11 protein-coding genes are annotated in these 17494 nt (G+C 70.6%); 9 read left to right on the forward strand and 2 right to left on the reverse strand.

Annotated features, from left to right (window positions below; translation table 11 throughout):
* Positions 1-164 precede the first annotated feature (164 nt).
* The 5 genes from ACQP03_RS13625 (at position 165) to ACQP03_RS13645 (ending at position 8642) form a co-directional block, all read left to right on the forward strand.
* Positions 165-2666, forward strand: coding sequence for an ATP-binding protein (locus ACQP03_RS13625; protein WP_396832776.1), 2502 nt, complete (start codon positions 165-167; stop codon positions 2664-2666).
* A gap of 83 nt (positions 2667-2749) precedes the next feature.
* Entirely contained in the window at positions 2750-3832 is a 1083-nt protein-coding gene (locus ACQP03_RS13630; RefSeq protein ID WP_357396570.1) for a trypsin-like serine peptidase, read from the forward strand.
* Between the two features lie 373 nt (positions 3833-4205).
* Entirely contained in the window at positions 4206-5849 is a 1644-nt protein-coding gene (locus ACQP03_RS13635) for a lectin (RefSeq protein ID WP_357120964.1), read from the forward strand.
* Between the two features lie 294 nt (positions 5850-6143).
* On the forward strand, positions 6144-6815 hold the full coding sequence (locus ACQP03_RS13640; protein ID WP_357172064.1) for a hypothetical protein: 672 nt from the start codon (positions 6144-6146) through the stop codon (positions 6813-6815).
* 273 nt (positions 6816-7088) lie between these two features.
* Positions 7089-8642, forward strand: coding sequence for a hypothetical protein (locus ACQP03_RS13645; protein ID WP_433460938.1), 1554 nt, complete (start codon positions 7089-7091; stop codon positions 8640-8642).
* On the opposite strand, the gene ACQP03_RS13650 is transcribed toward ACQP03_RS13645, so the two are convergent.
* Positions 8573-10585, reverse strand: a complete 2013-nt coding sequence (locus ACQP03_RS13650) for a hypothetical protein (protein WP_433460939.1) — start codon at positions 10583-10585, stop codon at positions 8573-8575. The genes ACQP03_RS13645 and ACQP03_RS13650 overlap by 70 nt on opposite strands.
* A gap of 265 nt (positions 10586-10850) precedes the next feature.
* Between ACQP03_RS13650 and ACQP03_RS13655 the strand changes: the two genes are divergently transcribed.
* Positions 10851-12320 (forward strand): S8 family serine peptidase, encoded by a 1470-nt coding sequence (locus tag ACQP03_RS13655; protein ID WP_396832774.1) that lies wholly within the window; start codon positions 10851-10853, stop codon positions 12318-12320.
* Positions 12321-12372: 52 nt separating this feature from the next.
* On the opposite strand, the gene ACQP03_RS13660 is transcribed toward ACQP03_RS13655, so the two are convergent.
* Positions 12373-13947, reverse strand: a complete 1575-nt coding sequence (locus ACQP03_RS13660) for a ricin-type beta-trefoil lectin domain protein (protein WP_433460940.1) — start codon at positions 13945-13947, stop codon at positions 12373-12375.
* A 206-nt stretch (positions 13948-14153) separates the two neighbouring features.
* On the opposite strand from ACQP03_RS13660, the gene ACQP03_RS13665 reads away from it, so the two are divergent.
* The 3 genes from ACQP03_RS13665 to ACQP03_RS13675 all read left to right on the forward strand — a co-directional run bounded on the left by ACQP03_RS13665 (position 14154) and on the right by ACQP03_RS13675 (position 17445).
* Entirely contained in the window at positions 14154-15833 is a 1680-nt protein-coding gene (locus ACQP03_RS13665) for a beta-1,3-glucanase family protein (protein WP_396832772.1), read from the forward strand.
* A 174-nt stretch (positions 15834-16007) separates the two neighbouring features.
* On the forward strand, positions 16008-16577 hold the full coding sequence (locus ACQP03_RS13670) for a sigma-70 family RNA polymerase sigma factor (protein ID WP_363659841.1): 570 nt from the start codon (positions 16008-16010) through the stop codon (positions 16575-16577).
* 100 nt (positions 16578-16677) lie between these two features.
* Positions 16678-17445, forward strand: coding sequence for a zf-HC2 domain-containing protein (locus ACQP03_RS13675; protein ID WP_357120985.1), 768 nt, complete (start codon positions 16678-16680; stop codon positions 17443-17445).
* Positions 17446-17494: the final 49 nt, after the last annotated feature.

Genomic DNA, 17494 nt, shown 5'->3' on the forward strand with positions numbered 1-17494 from the left:
ACACCGCGACCCGGAGGGCCGGTCTGCAATCGATGGTGAGGGCCGGGTTGTCCGGTGCGGTCCAGACTGGATGGAGTTGCAAACTGGACGGAGCTGGAAATCGGACATACGAATCATGGTTGGGTGGTTTCGGTACACGTTGTTCTTGTGGTCCTGTGAAGGACGTGACAAGCGACGATGGTGTTGGCGGTGGCCCGGTCGAAGCGTTCCGGGCAGATCTTCAACAGCTGTTCTTCCTGGTCCGCCGGCCCACGTACCGGGCGCTGGTCGCTCACGCAGACCGGGCGGGTCTGGTGTTGCGGACCTCGACGGTCGGCAATCTGTTGAATGGGCCGGGTGTCCCGCGGTGGGCAACTGTCGAGGCGTTCGTGAGCGCCTGTGCCCGCCAGGCTCAGGTGCATCGGATCGACGTACCCGCTGAGTCGTTCGATCTCGACAGGTGGCACGCCCGCTACCAGCGCCTGGAGCGGCCGGTCGTCGTGCGGCGCGCCGATGCCGAGCACGACGATGAGGCGGACCCGGAGGAGGCGTCCGCTCGTCAGGGCCGGGGTGGGCGGGCGGTCGTGCCTGCGCAGCTACCCGCCGACGTCACCGTCTTCGCCGGCCGCCGCCACGACCTCGACCAGTTGGACAGGCTTCTCTCCGTGCCCTCGTCTGCTGCGCCCGCCGGCTCTGTGCCCGTGGACCACGCCAACGCGCTCCCTGACGGCCTGAGCAGGGGCGCGGGCGCAGAGCCGTCCGCGGTGGTGATCGCCGCGGTGTCCGGCACCGCCGGGGTCGGGAAGACCGCCCTCGCGGTGCACTGGGCGCATACCGTCGCGCATCGCTTCCCCGACGGGCAGCTCTACGTCAACCTGCGCGGCTTCGATCCGAGCGGGCAGGTGATGGACCCGGCCGAGGCGATCCGCGGGATCGTCGACGCCCTTGGCGTGCCCGGCGAACGCATCCCACAGGGGTTGGACGCCCAGGCCGGGCTGTACCGCAGCCTGATCGCCGACAAGAACCTGTTGATCGTGCTCGACAATGCCCGCGACGTCGAGCAGGTCCGCCTGCTGCTGCCAGCCGCCGGCAGTTGCCTGGCCCTCGTGACGAGCCGTAACCCGCTGACCGGCCTGATCGCCGCCCATGGCGCACACCCGCTGATGCTCGATGTGCTGACCTACGACGAAGCCCGTGAGATCCTCGTCCGCCGCATCGGCGCCGACCGGGTCAACGCCGACCCGACCGCCACCGACCACATCATCACCGCGTGCGCCCGGCTACCGCTGGCATTGGCGATCGCCGCGGCCCGCGCCCAACAGACCCGCTTCCCACTCGCCGCGTTGGCCGCCGAGCTACGCGACGCCGAACAACGCCTCGACACCCTCGACACCGGAGACCCCACCCACCAGGTCCGGGCGGTGTTCTCCTGGTCCTACGCCACCCTCACCCCGGACGCCGCCCGACTCTTCCGCCTGCTCGGCCTGCACCCCGGCCCCGACACCGACGCCACCGCGGCGGCCAACCTCGCCGGGCACACCACCGCGCAGACCCGCCGGCTGCTGGCCGAGCTGATCCGGGCGAGCCTGCTCACCGAACACGCCCCCGGCCGATACACCTTCCACGACCTGCTACGCGCCTACGCCACCGAACAGACCCACACCCTCGACACCGACCAGCATCGCCGCAGTGCCACCGCCCGACTCCTGGACCACTATCTGCATACCGCGCACGCCGGTGACCGGCTGCTGTATTCGACCCGGCACCCGATCGACCTCATCCCGGCGGATCCGCAGGTCTCCCCGCATCTGCTCACCGACGACCGGCAGGCGATGCACTGGTTCAGCGTCGAACGCCTGGTGCTGCTCGCCGCCATCGAACACGCCGCGACCACCGGCTTCGACGCCCACGCCTGGCAACTCACGTGGACCCTGCGCACCTTCCTCCTCCGCCGGGGCCACTGGCACGACCTGGCTGCCGCCGGACGCACCGCGGTCGCCGCCGCCCGCCGACTCGGCGATCCGGTCGCACGGCTGAACACCCACAGCCTGCTCGCCGACACCTATATCGCTCTGCGACGTTTCGACGACGCTCATTCCCAGCTACGACACGCGCTCGAGATGGGCGTCCAGACCGGCGACCGTGCCGGGCAGGGGCACACCCACCTCAGCCTGGGGCGGATGTGGGATCGGCAGGGAGATGCCCGCCAAGCCCTCCACCACGCCAGCCTCGCCCTCGCCCTGTTCCAGGCAGCCGGGGACCTGGTCGGAGAGGGCAGGGCACTTAACGGAATCGGTTGGTGCCACACCCTGCTCGGCGAGAATGAGCAGGCCCTCACCGCCGCCCGCCAAGCCCTCACCCTGAACCAGAAGCTGGACAACCAGACCGGACAGGCCAACACCTGGGACACCCTCGGCCACGCCCACCACCAACTGGGGCACCACACCGAGGCCATCACCTGCTACCACAACGCCCGCACCCTGTTCCACGACCTCGGCAACCGTCTCCACGAGGCCCAGACCCTCACCCGCCTCGGCGACACCCACCACACCATCGGCGACACCGCTGCCGCCCACGAAGCCTGGCAACACGCCCTGGCCATCCTCGACGAACTCCAGCACCCCGACGCCGCCGCCATCCGCACCAGACTCGGCCCTCAAGCCGAACCCCGCGCCTCGACGAGGTGAGGAGCGCCGTCCGGATCTCATCGCAGGGACATCCTCAACGCTTCCTGACGGGTTCCTGACACTCGATCCGTAGGTTGTCGCGCATGACGACACCAGAACGCCGCCGGCTGGGCGCGGGCCGACGCGCCCCGATCATGCTCACGTCGGCCATGCTTGTCCTCGGCACCGCCATCTCCGTACCGAGCGCGGCCGCCGCCGCGCCTGTCTCATCGACGGTTGCCAAGGCGACGAGCGTGGCGACCCACGAGCAGGCGATGACCGTCGCCGAGCGACAGGCGGTCCTCGACTACTGGACGTCGGAGCGGCTCGCGGCGCTGAACGAGCCGCTGTCGGGCAGTCCTTCGACGAGTGGACCGGACGGTGCTCCCTGGACCCGGTCCAACGCCGTGGTGCCGACGGTGGGCCGGCTCTTCTTCACCAGCCAGGGCGAAGACTCCAGTTGCACGGCGACCGTTGTCGACAGCGCCAACCGGAGCGCCGTCGTGACGGCGGGGCACTGCGTCCACAGCACCGACCTCCTCGGCGAGAACGGCGAGTGGGCGACGCATGTGATGTTCGTACCCGGCTATCGGGAGGGCCGGGCACCGTACGGCAGGTTCGTCGGGCGCGTCGGGGTCGTCGACTCAGCCTGGACGCAGAACGATGGCCAGGACCCGAGATTCGACTCGTACGACCAGGCCTTCGTGGTCCTCAACAAGGACGAGCGTGGCCGGCGCGTGCAGGACGTGGTCGGGGTCGCGCAGAGCGTCGGCTTCGACCTGCCCGGCGGGCAGGTCGTTTACCAGTTCGGCTACCCACGCTCCGCCTCGGACCCGGCCAGGAAGGGTCTTGCGGAGTACACCGGTCGGCGGCTCGCCTACTGCACGGGTCCGGCGTGGGAGCATCCCGGTACCGCCGACTGGCCCACTCCGAAGGGCCAGTGGGGTGCTGCCTGCGTGATGGGCGGCGGCTCCAGTGGCGGTCCTCGCCTGGCGAGATTCGATCCCCTGTCCGGCCTGGGGGCCGTCGTGGGCGTCAACACCTGGGCCGACTACTTCGACGCCGCACACCAGGCGTGCGAGTTCGATGACGAGGGATGCACCCGCCATCTGATCGGCCCCCAGTTCACCTCGGCGATCACCAAGCCGCTCTACGACCGTGCCCAGCGGGCCCAGGTCAACGCCTGAATCTCCCGGTTGTGCCGACTCCGGGCAGGTCGATCGTCGAGACGGATCGACCTGCCCGGAGTCGGCACGTACGGCCGAGCCTTCCGGCATATCGCCCCGGGGACCCTCCACATACGGAGATGCTCGTGGCGCACGACAAGTTCGGTGCTGACGCGATGATCCGGATCACCTTCGGTGTCGCACCCGCCGATGCCCCGTGACGACCGCCCAGCGCCGGCTCCGGCCGTCGACGATCCTCGTACTCTTAAGGTTCTTTGAAGTTCTTCCGCTCCGCTTGATGCTCGGCAAACCGGCTCACTAACCTCATCTCGTCCGGATCACCCTCAGCTCCACGATCCGGGCGAAACGTCCCCTGAGGAAAGTGGCCACTGTCATGAGGCTGTCCCGCCGTACCCTGCTCGGCTCCGCGATGGCCGGCACCGCGGCCACCGTCGCCGGCGTCTCGCTCGACGCCCTGACGGCCGGTCCCGCCGCCGCCGCGGTCAGCCCGCCCGGCGACGTGGTCGGAAAGATCACCGTCGGCTACCAGGGGTGGTTCACCGGGGCCGGCGACGGAAGCCCGCTGTCGGGCTGGTGGCACTACGGCCAGGACTGGCAGAAGACCCCCTCGCCCGTCAACGAGGCGCTCAAGTCGTGGCCGGACGTGCGCGACTACGACCGGGTGTACAAGACCGGATACCAGAACCTGGGCAACGGGCAGCCCGCCTCGCTGTTCTCGTCCTACGACCAGCAGACCGTGGACACCCACTTCCGCTGGATGCGGGAGAACGGGCTGGACACCGCCGCGCTGCAGCGCTTCAACCCGGTCGGCGGAGAGGGCCCGATCCGCGACGCCGTCACGATCAAGGTCCGCAACGCGGCCGAGGAGTTCGGCCGCAAGTTCTACATCATGTACGACGTCAGCGGCTGGACGGACATGCAGCAGCAGATCAAGGACGACTGGACGAGCAAGATGAAGGCGTACACGGTCTCCCCGGCGTACGCCAGGCAGAACGGCAAGCCCGTCGTCGGCATCTGGGGATTCGGCTTCAACGACAGCAACCATCCGTGGAGCGCCCCGGTCTGCCTGGACGTCATCAACTGGTTCAAGGCGCAGGGCGTGTACGTCATGGGTGGTACGCCGACGCACTGGCGCAGCGGCGACAGCAACGGCGACTCGCGGTCCGGCTTCTCCGACGTCTACCACGCGTACGACATGATCTCGCCGTGGATGGTGGGCCGGATCGGCGACGTGGCCGGGTCGGACTGGTTCTACACGAACGTCACGCTGCCCGACGTGCAGGACTGCGTGGCGCACGGCATCGACTACCAGCCCTGCGTGCTCCCCGGTGACCTGCAGGAGCGTCAGCGTGCGCACGGCGACTTCATGTGGCGGCAGTTCTACAACGTGATCAGGGCCGGCGCGCCGGCGATCTACATCTCGATGTTCGACGAGTACAACGAGGGCAACCAGATCGCCAAGACGGCCGAGACCGCCGCGTTCGTCCCGGTCGGCTCGAAGTTCCTGCCGTTGGACGAGGACGGCACGAAGTGCTCGGCGGACTACTACCTGCGGCTCAGCGGTGACGGTGGTCGGATGCTCAAGGGCGCGATCGCGCTGACCCCCACCCGGCCGACCGCACCGGTGCTCGGCTCCACTCCGACCGCGCCCGCCGCCGTCGGCATCCGGTCCCGGGCCAACGGCCGCTTCGTCGGGGGCTCGCCGTTGGTCGCCTCGCTGACCTCGGCGTCGGAGACGTTCACCGTCGTCGACGCCGGTGGCGGACTGGTGGCCCTTCGATCCAGCAGGACCGGCAGGTACGTCTGCGCGGAGCAGGCCGGCGCGGCGGCGTTGGTGGCCGACCGCGACGCGATCGGCGGCTGGGAGACGTTCACGAAGGTGACGAACCCGGACGGCAGCGTCAGTTTCCGCAGCGCCGCGAACGGCAGGTACGTCTGCGCGGAGGACGCCGGCGCCGGGGCGCTGATCGCGAATCGCACGGCGATCGGCCCGTGGGAGTCCTTCGACCTCGTCTAGGGGCGCGGTCCTGGCCTGTGGCAGAGCGGGTGTCGCGGGCCAGGACCGTCGTTACGGCTGCCTCGTCAGGCTGGCACGTGTCCGGCCGTCCAGCACGCCGAGTGTGCAGGCCTTCGGCGAACGCCGTGGATCTGTCGGGGCATGGATGGTCCGGGAGCCCGGGGTGGGCGGCACCCGGCCCGCCGTCCGGGAGGACTGTTCCGGAACACCAAAGTGCCACGGCTCGGGCCCGGTTGTCGCGGACGGTAACGCTCAGGTTCGTATCAGTTGACATCCGGATTCATGATGACCCGGATGCGACGAGTAGCGAAAGCGATGATCAACCGTCATTGGGGCCTGACGGAGATGGTCGGCGCCGTGCTCGGGTCGATGGTTGGTGGCGTGGCCGGTTGGGTGTTCGGCAGCGGCGCGGGCTATGCCGGCTGGGTCGGCGTCACGCTCGCCGCGTACTTTCTGGGACTGGGGCCCGTCGTCGTCGCGATCGAGCACGAGCGGGGCGTTCTACGTGGCCTGGGGGTCGCTGTCTCGCGCGTCGCCTGGTCTGTCGCCGGCGCGGCGGTGGTGGCGGTGCTCATGACAATCGTCGCCATGCCGCTGGCCGCGATCCTGGTCGCCCCGGTGGGCGGTTGGCTACTGGAGCGCTTTCCCAACGCAACGGACGCTCTGGTCCAGGGGGTGCTCGTGGCGGTCAGCGTCGCCATCGTCGGACTGCTGGTCAAGACGAAGATCGGGTCTGTGGTCCTGGGCTTCGCGTTCCGCGGAATGGGCAACGGCGCTTTCATGATCGTTCCAGTGGTGTGGCTGGTGTTCATGGCGCTGCCGACCTACCCGATCGTCCTGTTGATCGTCTGGCTGCACGGGTGGATCGGAGGGCTCTTCGGTCTGACGCTGGGCGCCGCAGTCGGTGGCTTCCACGGATATCGGTCCGCGGGCGACATATCCATCGAGGCGGGGCAGGACTGGTGACGGCGTCGCGATGCCAGGGGCGGCGATCCCGCGCAACCGGGCCGTGATCACCGTTCGCGAAACGCCATCTGTGCTTCTCACTGCTTGATACTCCGGGCGCGCAGTGTCTGCTCATCCCCCCGGGCGACCAAGGTCGGGCTCGAACCACCTACTTCCGTCCACGATGGACCGGCCCGGTCGAATCCGCTGGGTGGTTGAACCTCCCGGACGCCGCTGCGTAGAAGGGGGCCGGGACGGAAGGATGGCGATGATGCGAGGGCGTGGAGGGCAGCGGTGTTGATGCGGAAAGCGCTGGCGACGGTGCTGCTGATGGTCGGTCTGGTGCTGACCGCGCCGACGGTACCGGCGGTTGCGGCACCGGACGAGACAGGAAGGTACTACGTGGTCGGACCGCCGGTGAACGGCCAGCGGGAGTACCTGTACGACATCGCCCTGCGTACCCTTGGTAACGGCAACCGGTTCCGGGAGATCACGCAGCTCAACATCGGCAGAAAGCAGCCCGACGGCGGCACCTTCACCGACGGCGTCGAGTTGCGACCCGGCTGGCTTCTCGTGCTGCCGCGCGACGCCAGGGGATCCGGGGTGCGCAGTGGAGCGCTGCCGACGATCGGGGTGAAGTCCTCGCCACCCGGCGGGAGCGCTGCGGCGCCCAAGCCGAGCACCACTGCGGTGAAACCCAGTTCTACGGCGTCCAGCGCCGTCGCCCGGTCCCCGACGCCGGCCCCGGCGGTGACGGAGAGCGCCGCCGCCCCACGGGCCTCCGGCAACCCCGACGCTGGTCGGTTCGCGCCCCTCCTGGTCAGGGGTGGTGCCGGCATCCTCGCGATAGTGCTCGCCATGTTCGCCGTGCTGACGCTGCGTCGGGGCGGGTACCGGTTGCGCACGGCTGCCCTCGACGACACCGGCCCGTGGCCGCCGGAGCGACACCACACCCCGGCCCCCGCCGAGGTCGCTACCGACACCGTTGACGGCGCGACTGCCGCAGCCCTGCTACCGCAGGAAACGCCCGCGCCGCCTCGTGCGTCCCCGCCGTCCAGCCCGTCGTGGCCCCTGCCGCCATCGCGAACCGTGCCGCCGCCACGTACTCCGACGCCAACCGCCTTGCCGTCAGAGCCGCAGGCACTGGAGCCGCTGCCGGCAGAGTCGCTGCCGGCAGAGCCGCGGGCAGCGGGGTCGCGGGCAGCAGAGCCGCTACGAGCAGAGCCGCTGCCAGCAGAGCCGCTACGAGCAGAGCCGCTGCCGGCAGAGCCGCGGGCGGTGGGGTCGCGGCCGGCGGCTCTGGCCCCGGGCGAGGTGCCCTATCTGCGGGCCGATCTGCTCAGCGAGGAAGGTCCCGTGCACGTCCGACTGGTCGGAGCAGCGAAGCGTCGGGAGACACCCGCCTACGCCTGGCTCGGCGAAACGGAACCGGCGCCCCCGGCAACCGTGCCGCTGGTGCTGGGCAGGCAGGGCCCGTGGCGGCTCCACGTCGATCTCGGCCAGGTGCCCGACGTCCTCACGGTTGTCGGGGCCCTCGACGTTTGCCAGCGGCTGGCCACCGCACTCGCCCGACGACTCCACTCCGAGGGCGTCCGGGTCGCCGTGGTCGGTGAAGCGCTCGGCGCGGTGGACCTGAACGGCTACGAGACGCTGCCCGGCCTGCCGTCACCGCCACCTCCGGGCGAGGGGCCGCCGGATCCGTGCGTGATCTTCGTCGCTGGCCTGCCGGCAGGCGCGGCGGACGACATGCGCGGGCTCGCCGCAGCGACAGGCGGTCGCTACGTGCCGGTCGTGGTCGGTCCGATCCCCGGCGGCCGGTGGTCGGTTCGGGTGGGGGACGGAGGCTGAACCTGGCTGAGTACGGCCGGGAGCGGCCCGGTCACGGTCCCCGGCACGCGCCGCCAGGCGTGCTCCTCTGCGCGGTACACGCGGCGGACCTGGACACGCTCGTACGAGCGGCTGCCCACGATCAGCTCCACCCCGGCGGCCCGGAGCCGCTCGGCCTGGCTCCGCAGCCGGGTGAGCGGGGCGAGCATCTCGGCCGTCGACGTGACGTCGATCGTGCGGCCCCGGGGCACCCGGACCTCCAGCAGGAGCCGGCCCGGCCGGGCCGGCGGGGCCTTGCGGTGCAGACGCAGCCAGCCGCGTGGCAGGCGGTTGCCCGACGCCGGTACGAGGGCGTACGCCCGCCGGCTGCCGACACCGGGCCAGCGGCGGACATCGTTGGGCAGGCCGGCGATCGTCCGGTACCGGGAAGAGCAGTGGATTCGCAGCGGTCCGTCTGCGCAGTCGGTCGTTGGAAGGAGCCGGCCGAACCGGTAGGTGCGGAATCCGCTGAGCGGGGACACCCGGTCCAGCCGTCCCGCCGGCAGCAGATAGGCGTCGTTGACTCCGCGCAGATGCTGCAGACGCGCGGGTATGTGCGAGCGGAGCGTCGTCATGGGGATCGCGCCTCCGGGCGCGACGCGTACCCGCAGCAGGTAGGTGTCGGTCGGCACGGCACCCGGGTCCAGGAGGGCGGTCAGGAAGAGCTCGGCGCTCTGCACGCCCTCGGCGACCGCGCGGGCGGGGTCCACGGGGCAGACGACGAACGCCTCGAACTCTTCGGCGTTGACCTGCTGCCCGGGTGGAAGCCACGCGGGGCCGTACACCGGGGCCCGACGACTCTCGGTGATCAGGGCGGGGCGATCAAGGGCCGTGGCCGGTACGGTGACCGGATCGTGCGCCGAAACCGGCTGATCCGCCGGCGTGGAGGCGGGCAGCGCGAGCCGCGGGGACACCGTGATGCGGACGCGGGCCAGCGCCGGCACGAGGAGACCGTCCGGCGTCGCACGCAGTGCCAACGGGCCGGCGGCGGATCCGGGCCGGTACGCGTGCCACTCACCGGCGTTTCCGGCGGGGTCGAGCGCGCGGAGGTCGCGGCCACCGTCGACCAGCTCGGCGCTGCCGCCCGGCGCCGGTGTCCAGACCGTGGCGCCGGTCTGCTCGGCGAGGTCCCGTGCCTGCTCGGCGAGGCCCCGCTGCTCCTGCGGATCTGACGGCCAGGTGACCCAGAGCCGCAGGTCACTGCCGTACAGCGGAAGGTCGCCGAGGAGGGCGGCGAGTTGCTCACCACCGTGCACCGTCTGGGTCCCGCCGTAATCCCCGACGAGGAATCCCTCTGCCCGCGCCGTGACGGCGACGGTGACCAGTCCGTCCGATGTGGCAGTGAGCTGGTGTGCGATGGCGCGACGGGTCACGAAGTCGGCCCGGGTGGCGAGGGCGAGTCCGGCCGGCAGCGGGAGGCCGACCAGACCGGTACGGGGACGGACCACACCCCGGTCGACTGCGAACCAGCCGGGCAGCGGGGTGGCGAGGTCCGGCGGTTGGATCACGACCCAGTCCATGCTGCGGCGGGTGACCCGGTCCAGCGGTACCGCGTGCAGCGGGCCACCCTCCGCGTTCTCCTGGCGCCGGTACCGGTGTCGGACGTCGGCGCCGTCGGGGCTCACGAGCACGTCATGTCCGAGCAGGCCGGCGACCTCGCTGAACAGGTCCCTGTTGCCGGTGCCGTCGCTGGTCAGGATCCGGACGTCGTGCGCGGCCTCACCGGATCGTCGGACCAGGTCGGTGATGCCTCGCGCATTGAGCGGCACGCTGGGCTCGGTCGGCACCACCAGCCCGCCTTCGGGCCCCGGCTCCAGCCAGAGGTCGAACAGGCCGGCGATCCGCAGGTGTCTGCGCGGGTCAAACCGTCGGGTGGCCGGCAGCTCGTCGATGCCCGCGTCGATCGTCGGTGTCACCGGGTTCATGCGCTCACCACCATCCATCCACTCTGCCTTCGTGCCCGCCGGGATCGGGGCGGCCAGCCGCGATCCACCGCACACCGCGCTCTCGGTACCCTCGGTCCGCCGACACCAGATCTGCCCACACCACGAAGTTGATGAAACTTCGGTTCAGATTGATTTGAACCAACCGGCCGCTGATCCGCAATAGACGGTGACAGCCGAGGCGATCGGGCTCGGCGATTGAAGGAGGACATCAGTGCTAGCGAAGCGTCCAACCCTTGCACGCCTGATGGCGGTCGTTGCGACTGCCTGCTGCGTGCTCGTGGCGGCGGCGGGAGCGGCTGCGGCTCAGGCGCCCACCCCGGACCCGCAGGCATATGTCAAGTTCTACGTGGTCGCGGCGGAGCACCAGGGGCAGCCGGAGAACCTGACCGAGATCTCGGTGCGCTTCCTCGGTAGCGGCGAACGGTCGGCGGAGATCTACAACCTGAACGCGGGGCGTGTCCAGGCCGACGGCGCGGGGCTGACCGATCCGGCCAAGCTCAACCCCGGCTGGCGCCTGGTGCTTCCGTGGGACGCAGCAGGTGAGGGCGTGCAGTATGGCCAGCTCCCGCCCGGCCCGAAGCCCTCCCGGCCCGGCCCGAAGCCGTCCCGGACCGCCCCGAAGCCGCCGGTCACCACGTCGCCCTCGGCCGGACCCGGCCCGGGCGCTTCGCCGAGCGGGCCACCGAACGGCAGCGGCGCGCCTTCCGGGTGCACCGCCACCGCCGGGTCGAGCAGCCGATCCAACTGGGCCCAGCTGCGGCTGGCGGCCGACGGCGCCTGGGATATGAGCCGGGGCAACGGTGTCATGGTTGCCGTGGTCGACTCCGGTGTGGACGGCAAGCTCCCGCAGCTCAATGGTCGGGTTGCCGTCGGCGCGGACGTCACCGCCGGGAACGGCCGGGGTGATACCGACTGCCTCGGTACCGGCACCGCGATGGCGTCCATCATCGCCGCGAGCGCTTCCACCAGCGCCGACAAGACTCCCGTCGGCATCGCGCCCGACGCCACGATCCTGCCCATCCGGATGCTGGGGCCCTCCGCGAGCAGTCGGGCCATGGACGCCTCGAACGCCATCGAGGTGGCGGTCAGCGCCGGCGCCTCGGTCGTCGCGCTGGGCGCCGACGTCGACCTCGGAGCCCCCACGGTGGCGGCGTCCATCACCACGGCGTTGAACCACGACGTGGTCGTGGTGGCGGGGGCGCCGACGAAACCGGTCACCGCCCCATCGGGCTCTGAGCGGTCCGCGACCGGTGCGCTGCTCCTGGCCGGTGGTGTCGGCGCCGATGGGCAGCTCGCCGAGGAGTACCAGCAGGGGACAGTGGAGGTCGTCGCTCCGGGGGTCGAGGTGGCGAGTCTCGGGATCAGTGGCACCGGGGTGATGAGCAACACGGGTACCCGGTTCGCGGTGGCGTTCGTGGCCGGTCAAGCGGCGCTCGTCCGGGCGGCCTACCCCGACCTGACTGCCGTTCAGGTGAAGGAACGCATTCGGAGTACGGCCGACGCGATGGAGAACGGGGACGCCCGATATGGCGCCGGAATGATCAATCCGGCTGCCTCCGTGGCCAAGAAGCTCGACGAGGAGCGGCAGGTGTCCGGCGAGCAGAACGCGGGGGGCGGCGGTGGGACCGCGCTCGCCGTCCTCCTCGGCCTCGGGCTGGTCGCCGCGATCGGTCTTGTCTTCGCGATCCGCTTCCGGCGCCGCGCGATCGGATAGCGGAGCAGGCACGGCCCGGGTACGCGGACGAGCCGCGTACCCGGGCCGTTCGTCAGCGCCAGGCCCACTGCTGCTCGCGGTTCTCCACGAAGGTCCAGACGAGCAGCGGCTTGTTCGGCACGTTCACGTTCGCATCCAGCGCCTTGAGGATGTGCAGGTTGAGAACGCCGCCCTTGCTGTTCATCCGCCACACCTGGGTGGGGCTTCCGTTGCAGGTGGCGGCCATGACGGCCGCCCCGTCCTTATTGGCGCCCTCCTGCACGTCCATGCAGAGGCCCGAGGCGCGGAACGTTCCGTCGGCGAGTACCACCCACCACTGGGTCGGGTCGTCGTTGTCGCACGTCTTCAAGGTCAGCCGGGTCCCCCCGACGGTCCCGCCGGTGCTGACGCAGAGCTTGCTCATCGGGTGGTAGAGCTGCTTTGCGCCGACGGGACGGACGGGCCGCTTGGAGGGCGTCGGCGGGGCCGGCGGATCGCCGGCCGTCGGGGTCGGCGTGCCCGGACCGGCCGGCGTCGGCGCGGCAGGGGTCACCGACGGTGGCGCGGGCGTGGACGGGGCCGGCTTGACGCCGACCACCAGCCGCCCGTCGAGCGCGTAGAAGTCGGTGAGTGACTTGACCGACTTCAGGAAGGCCTTGGTGTCGCCGTCGAGGACGCCGCCGCTCTGCCGCACCGCGGTCGGGCCGCTGCGGTAGGCGGCGAGCGCGAGCAGGTAGGGGTCGCCCTCAAGGGGGGACAGTTCGCCGGCCATCGCGCACATGGCGGTGCCGACGGCCGGGATCGCGACGGCGGGCTCCCAGGCGGAGGCGTCGCTTGGCCCGTACGCCTGCCACACCTCGGGAAGGAACTGTGCGATTCCCCGCTGGCCGGCGGGCCCGAGCAGGTTCGGGTCGAACCTGGAGAGCGCCATCAGCTGCGCCGCGACCGCCGGGGGAGTCACGGCCGGGCAGACCGAGCCGGCCCGCAGGAGCAGATCGACGTACTCGTTCGGGACTCCCTTGGCGTCCACCTCCGGCCCGGTCGGCGCGACGCCACCGGGCCCGCCGAGATGGGTCCGCTTCCCGTAGTACGCGGCGTAGCCGCTGACCTGGTCGACGTAGTCGACCGCGTCCGGCGGCACCGCGCCGGCCGTGGTCACCGACTCCAGGCCGCTGTGGAAGGCGGCGACCGACAGCCGCCACGAGTCACCGGAGACGTTGGCGAGGCGCAGCTTGCCGCTGTAGTCGCACACCTGGTGAGCCAGTGCGACGATGTTCGCGGCCCCGTCGGAGCGTTCCGCGTCCGGCCACGGCTTCCAGAGTTTCCAGTCCTGGTTGTCGAGTCCGGCGATGCCCGTGCCTCCGGAGGCGGTCTCCGTCGCGCTCCAGGCCAGTTTCGACTCGGCCATGAGCTGGCCGGCGAGCCGGGCCGGGCTCAGCATCGGGCAGGAACGGGCGGCGGCCACGATGACCGCGGCCTGTTCATCGGAGACCGGTCCGCCGATCATCTGGTCGCGGGCCGAGGCGACGCCCCAGCCGATCGCGGCGATCGCCGCGCAGACGACGGCCAGGGCAGCTGCGGCGACGGCCACGATTCGGCGCGGTGTCCGGCCGAACCAGGGCCGGATGGTGCGGGGGTCGGTTGTCACGGGGCCATCCCTTTCGGCGGGGCGACATCACTGTCGTGACGGATCAGCTGCCGCATATGTTCACCGCACGACCACGAATCCATCAAATTTTGTCTCCTCGGCGATTGAACCGGAGGGGGGTCGGGACCGTGGACGTGGCTGTCTTCGACGGTTCGCGCCTCGCTGCGCCCCACCGTCCAGCATGCCGATCGATGGAGGTGTGTCCGTTGCTGACCAGACGAAAGATGCTCGGACTGGGGGTCGCCGGTGCGGCGGTGGTGGGTGTGCCGCTGGTGGCGACACCGTTACTGGCGCGAGCCAGGGCCGAAGGTGGACTGCCGCTGACCGTGGTCAACAGTACCGGTCGCTACGCGAACTCCTCGATCCACATGTACATCACCGGGTACGACCCCGTCACCAGGGAGATGGGCTACGTCAGGAGCCCGGGAAGGTTCACCCCCGCCTCGTTCGCGGACAACGGCACGGACGGGTTCCTGGACATCGCCGTCCCCCTCGCCGAGGAGGGCGCCACTCCGTTCGTCCTGCCGATGCTCGACGGTGGACGGATCTACTTTTCGATCGACGGGCGGCTGCGATTCAAGGTGGTCGACGGCGGCGGAAGGCCGATGTTGCAGGAGCCGGCGGGGTCCGTCGAGAGCGATCCGAACTTCGGGGTGCTCTGGGATTTCTGGGAGTTCACCTACAACCCGAACGGCATGCACTGCAACACCACGATGGTCGACATGTTCAGCATCCCGATCGCGACGCGGCTGGTCGGCGCGGGAGAACACACCGCCGGGAAGCTCACCGACGGCGGCCGAGACGCGATCTTCGCGGAGGTGGCACGGCAACCCGGGTATGAGCGGCTGATCATCGGAGACGGGCTTCGCGTCATCGCGCCGGGTCACGGCATCGTCGCGGGTCGCTTCTCGCCCACCTACTTCGACGGCTACATCGCCGAGGTGTGGGATCGGTACCGTGGCACCGACCTGCGTGTCTCCAACGAGTTCGGCGCCTTCACCGGTCGGGTGGGCGACGACGGGAGGATGCACTTCGACGGCGGGATCGGCGCCTTCGACCGGCCGACCACGATGGACGTGCTCATGTGCAACGGCACGTTCAGCAGGCCCAATGACGCGAGCGGAAAGGTGGCCGCGGCGCTGGCCGCCGGGTTCAACCGGTCGGTGCTGGACCGGCCGTTCCAACCCGTCGACGACCGAGCGGCCTTCTACCAGCACTCGGTGACCAACCACTACTCCCGGATCCTGCACAACCACTCCGCGAACGGTCGGGTGTACGGCTTCCCGTACGACGACATCGTCGGGGACGCCTCGTACATCCAGGATTCGACGCCCCGGGAGGTGACCGTCACCCTCACCCCGTTCGCCGGCGGCGAGGCGTCGTACCCGATCGCGCAGCCCCCGCCCGCAGCGGTGCCGGCCCCGGCCCCGACGGCCGCGGCGGGAGTGGCCGTCGCGGCCGGGACCGCCGGTGGTCAGGTCCGCGTCGCCGATCAGGAGATCGCCGCGTCCGGTTTCGACCGCGAGCAGGGTGTACGCCGAGAGCCCTGCGGCGAGGGCGGCGAGAACCTCTGTTCCATCGCCAACGGTGACTGGGTCGCCTACCACGGGGTCGAGTTCGGCGACCGGCCGATGACGCAGTTCGTCGTCCGGGTCGCCTCTGGCGCCGACCTGGGGCTCTCCGGGCTGATCCAGGTACGCCTGGACAGCGAGACGAGTCCGCCGATCGGAACCATCGCGGTGGCCAGCACCGGTGGTTGGCAGCGGTGGTTGACCATCCCGGGGAACATGGCGGCGGTCACCGGCCGGCACGACGTGTTCCTCACCTTCGCCAGCGGGCAGCCCCAGGAGTACCTGAACATCAGGTGGTTGCGCTTCGGACGGTGACACGGACAATCCTCTGTGGATCCCCACCGGCGGCCGGTCGCTCTCAATCGTCTCGTAGCCGAAACACGCCGACTGGCGGGTACGGCTATCCTCCCCGGAGAGCGTCCGGTCGAAAGCGGGCGAGGCGCCGGTGTGGTCGTGCGGGTCCTACCCGTGCGTCAGGGGAGGCGGTCTGTGTCGGCGGTGCACAACGAAGCGCTCGGTCCGTGGGCTGGGGACTCCGCCGCCAGTGGCCCTTCCGCCGCCGAAGCCCTGATGCGGCAGATCTTCGAGGAGCACCGGGTCCCGCTGTTGCGGTTCCTCACCCGGCTCGTCCTCGGCCAGCGGGAACTGGCCGAGGATCTGGTGCAGGAGACGTTTCTGCGTACCTGGCGGAACCTGGACATGCTCGCCACCGACCCGCAGAGGATCGCCCCGTGGTTGTACACGGTCGCCCGGCACGTGGCCATCGACGCGATCCGGTCGCGGCAGTCACGTCCGCAGGAGATCAACCTGCCGGACCTCAACCGGGTCTCCTCGGCCGAGGACGTGATGGATCGCGTGGTGAGCAACCACACCGTGCAGGTGGCCCTGAAGCAGATCAGTCCGGAGCATCGGCAGGTGCTGATCGAGATGTACTACAAGGGGGCTTCCATCGCCGAGGCGGCGGAGCGCCTCGGGATACCCGAGGGTACGGTAAAATCCCGGACGTACTATGCGGTTCGCGCGCTGCACGCGGCGATCGGCTCGACGGAGTCGTCGTGATCCCGGCCCGGCCGTTCCGAGCCTGGCCTGTCGACCAGCACGCAAGCGGTCCCGGGATGCCACCACCTGGTGCGGTGTCGACGCGTTGAGGAGAAGCGGGATGGGTCCAGGCGGTGAGCATGCCACCGACGAGCAGTCGAGGCTGGCGCTCTACCTGCTCGGCGCCCTCGACGAGGCCGACCGTGTCGCGTTCGAGGAGCATCTGGCTGGGTGTTGGCGCTGCCTGAACGAGGCGACTGAGGTCGGGGCCTCGACCAGCGGCCTGGCCGGTCTGGCGGACGTCGACTGGGAGCTGCCGGTGGCGGCGGACCCGCCGCCGAACCCCGCCGCGCGATCGGGCGGTGACCCGGCCGGGTCGGCTCGACCCACCGGCGCGCGGCCCGGCGGGGATCGGCCGGCGGGTGCCCGCCCGGATCGCGGCCCGACCAACGATCGCGGCGGCGCACGTCGTCGTCGCATCCGGATCTGGGGCGGTGCGGCCGCCGCGGTTCTGGCCCTGGCCCTGGCCGGTGGGGTCGTCGTGGTCAACGGGCGGGGCGACCCCGAGCCGACGCTGACCGCCTCGGGTGAAGCGCCCGCCTACGGCGCGAGCCTCTCCGTCCTGGTCACCGCCGACGACAGCGACCACTCCACGATCCGGATCACCGTCACGGGCCTGCGACCGGGCCTGCGCTATCGGCTCTACGCGGTGACCCGCGACGGGGTCACCCACACGGTACGGGACTGGTTGGCGTCGAACGGCCCGCAGAAGGTGACCGGCGAGACCGCGTTGCCGATCGACGAGCTGGCGTTCATCACCGTCGGGACCAGCGACGGCGTCGGCGTCGTCACCGCTCCGATCACTCGCGGCGCCGGCTCTCCCCGCTGAACGAGGTGAACCCGCGCCAGGGGTGAGCCGTAGAGCTCCGGACAACAGA

The organism is Micromonospora sp. CA-248212, from assembly GCF_050948405.1.
Taxonomy (GTDB): domain Bacteria; phylum Actinomycetota; class Actinomycetes; order Mycobacteriales; family Micromonosporaceae; genus Micromonospora.

Excerpts from the sequence above, each read along its gene's own strand:
- ACQP03_RS13630 (WP_357396570.1), top strand. The coding sequence starts at position 2,750 with ATGACGACACCAGAACGCCGCCGGCTGGGCGCGGGCCGACGCGCCCCG.
- ACQP03_RS13635 (WP_357120964.1), top strand. The coding sequence starts at position 4,206 with ATGAGGCTGTCCCGCCGTACCCTGCTCGGCTCCGCGATGGCCGGCACC.
- ACQP03_RS13640 (WP_357172064.1), top strand. The coding sequence starts at position 6,144 with ATGCGACGAGTAGCGAAAGCGATGATCAACCGTCATTGGGGCCTGACG.
- ACQP03_RS13650 (WP_433460939.1), bottom strand. The coding sequence starts at position 10,585 with ATGAACCCGGTGACACCGACGATCGACGCGGGCATCGACGAGCTGCCG.
- ACQP03_RS13655 (WP_396832774.1), top strand. The coding sequence starts at position 10,851 with ATGGCGGTCGTTGCGACTGCCTGCTGCGTGCTCGTGGCGGCGGCGGGA.
- ACQP03_RS13675 (WP_357120985.1), top strand. The coding sequence starts at position 16,678 with ATGGGTCCAGGCGGTGAGCATGCCACCGACGAGCAGTCGAGGCTGGCG.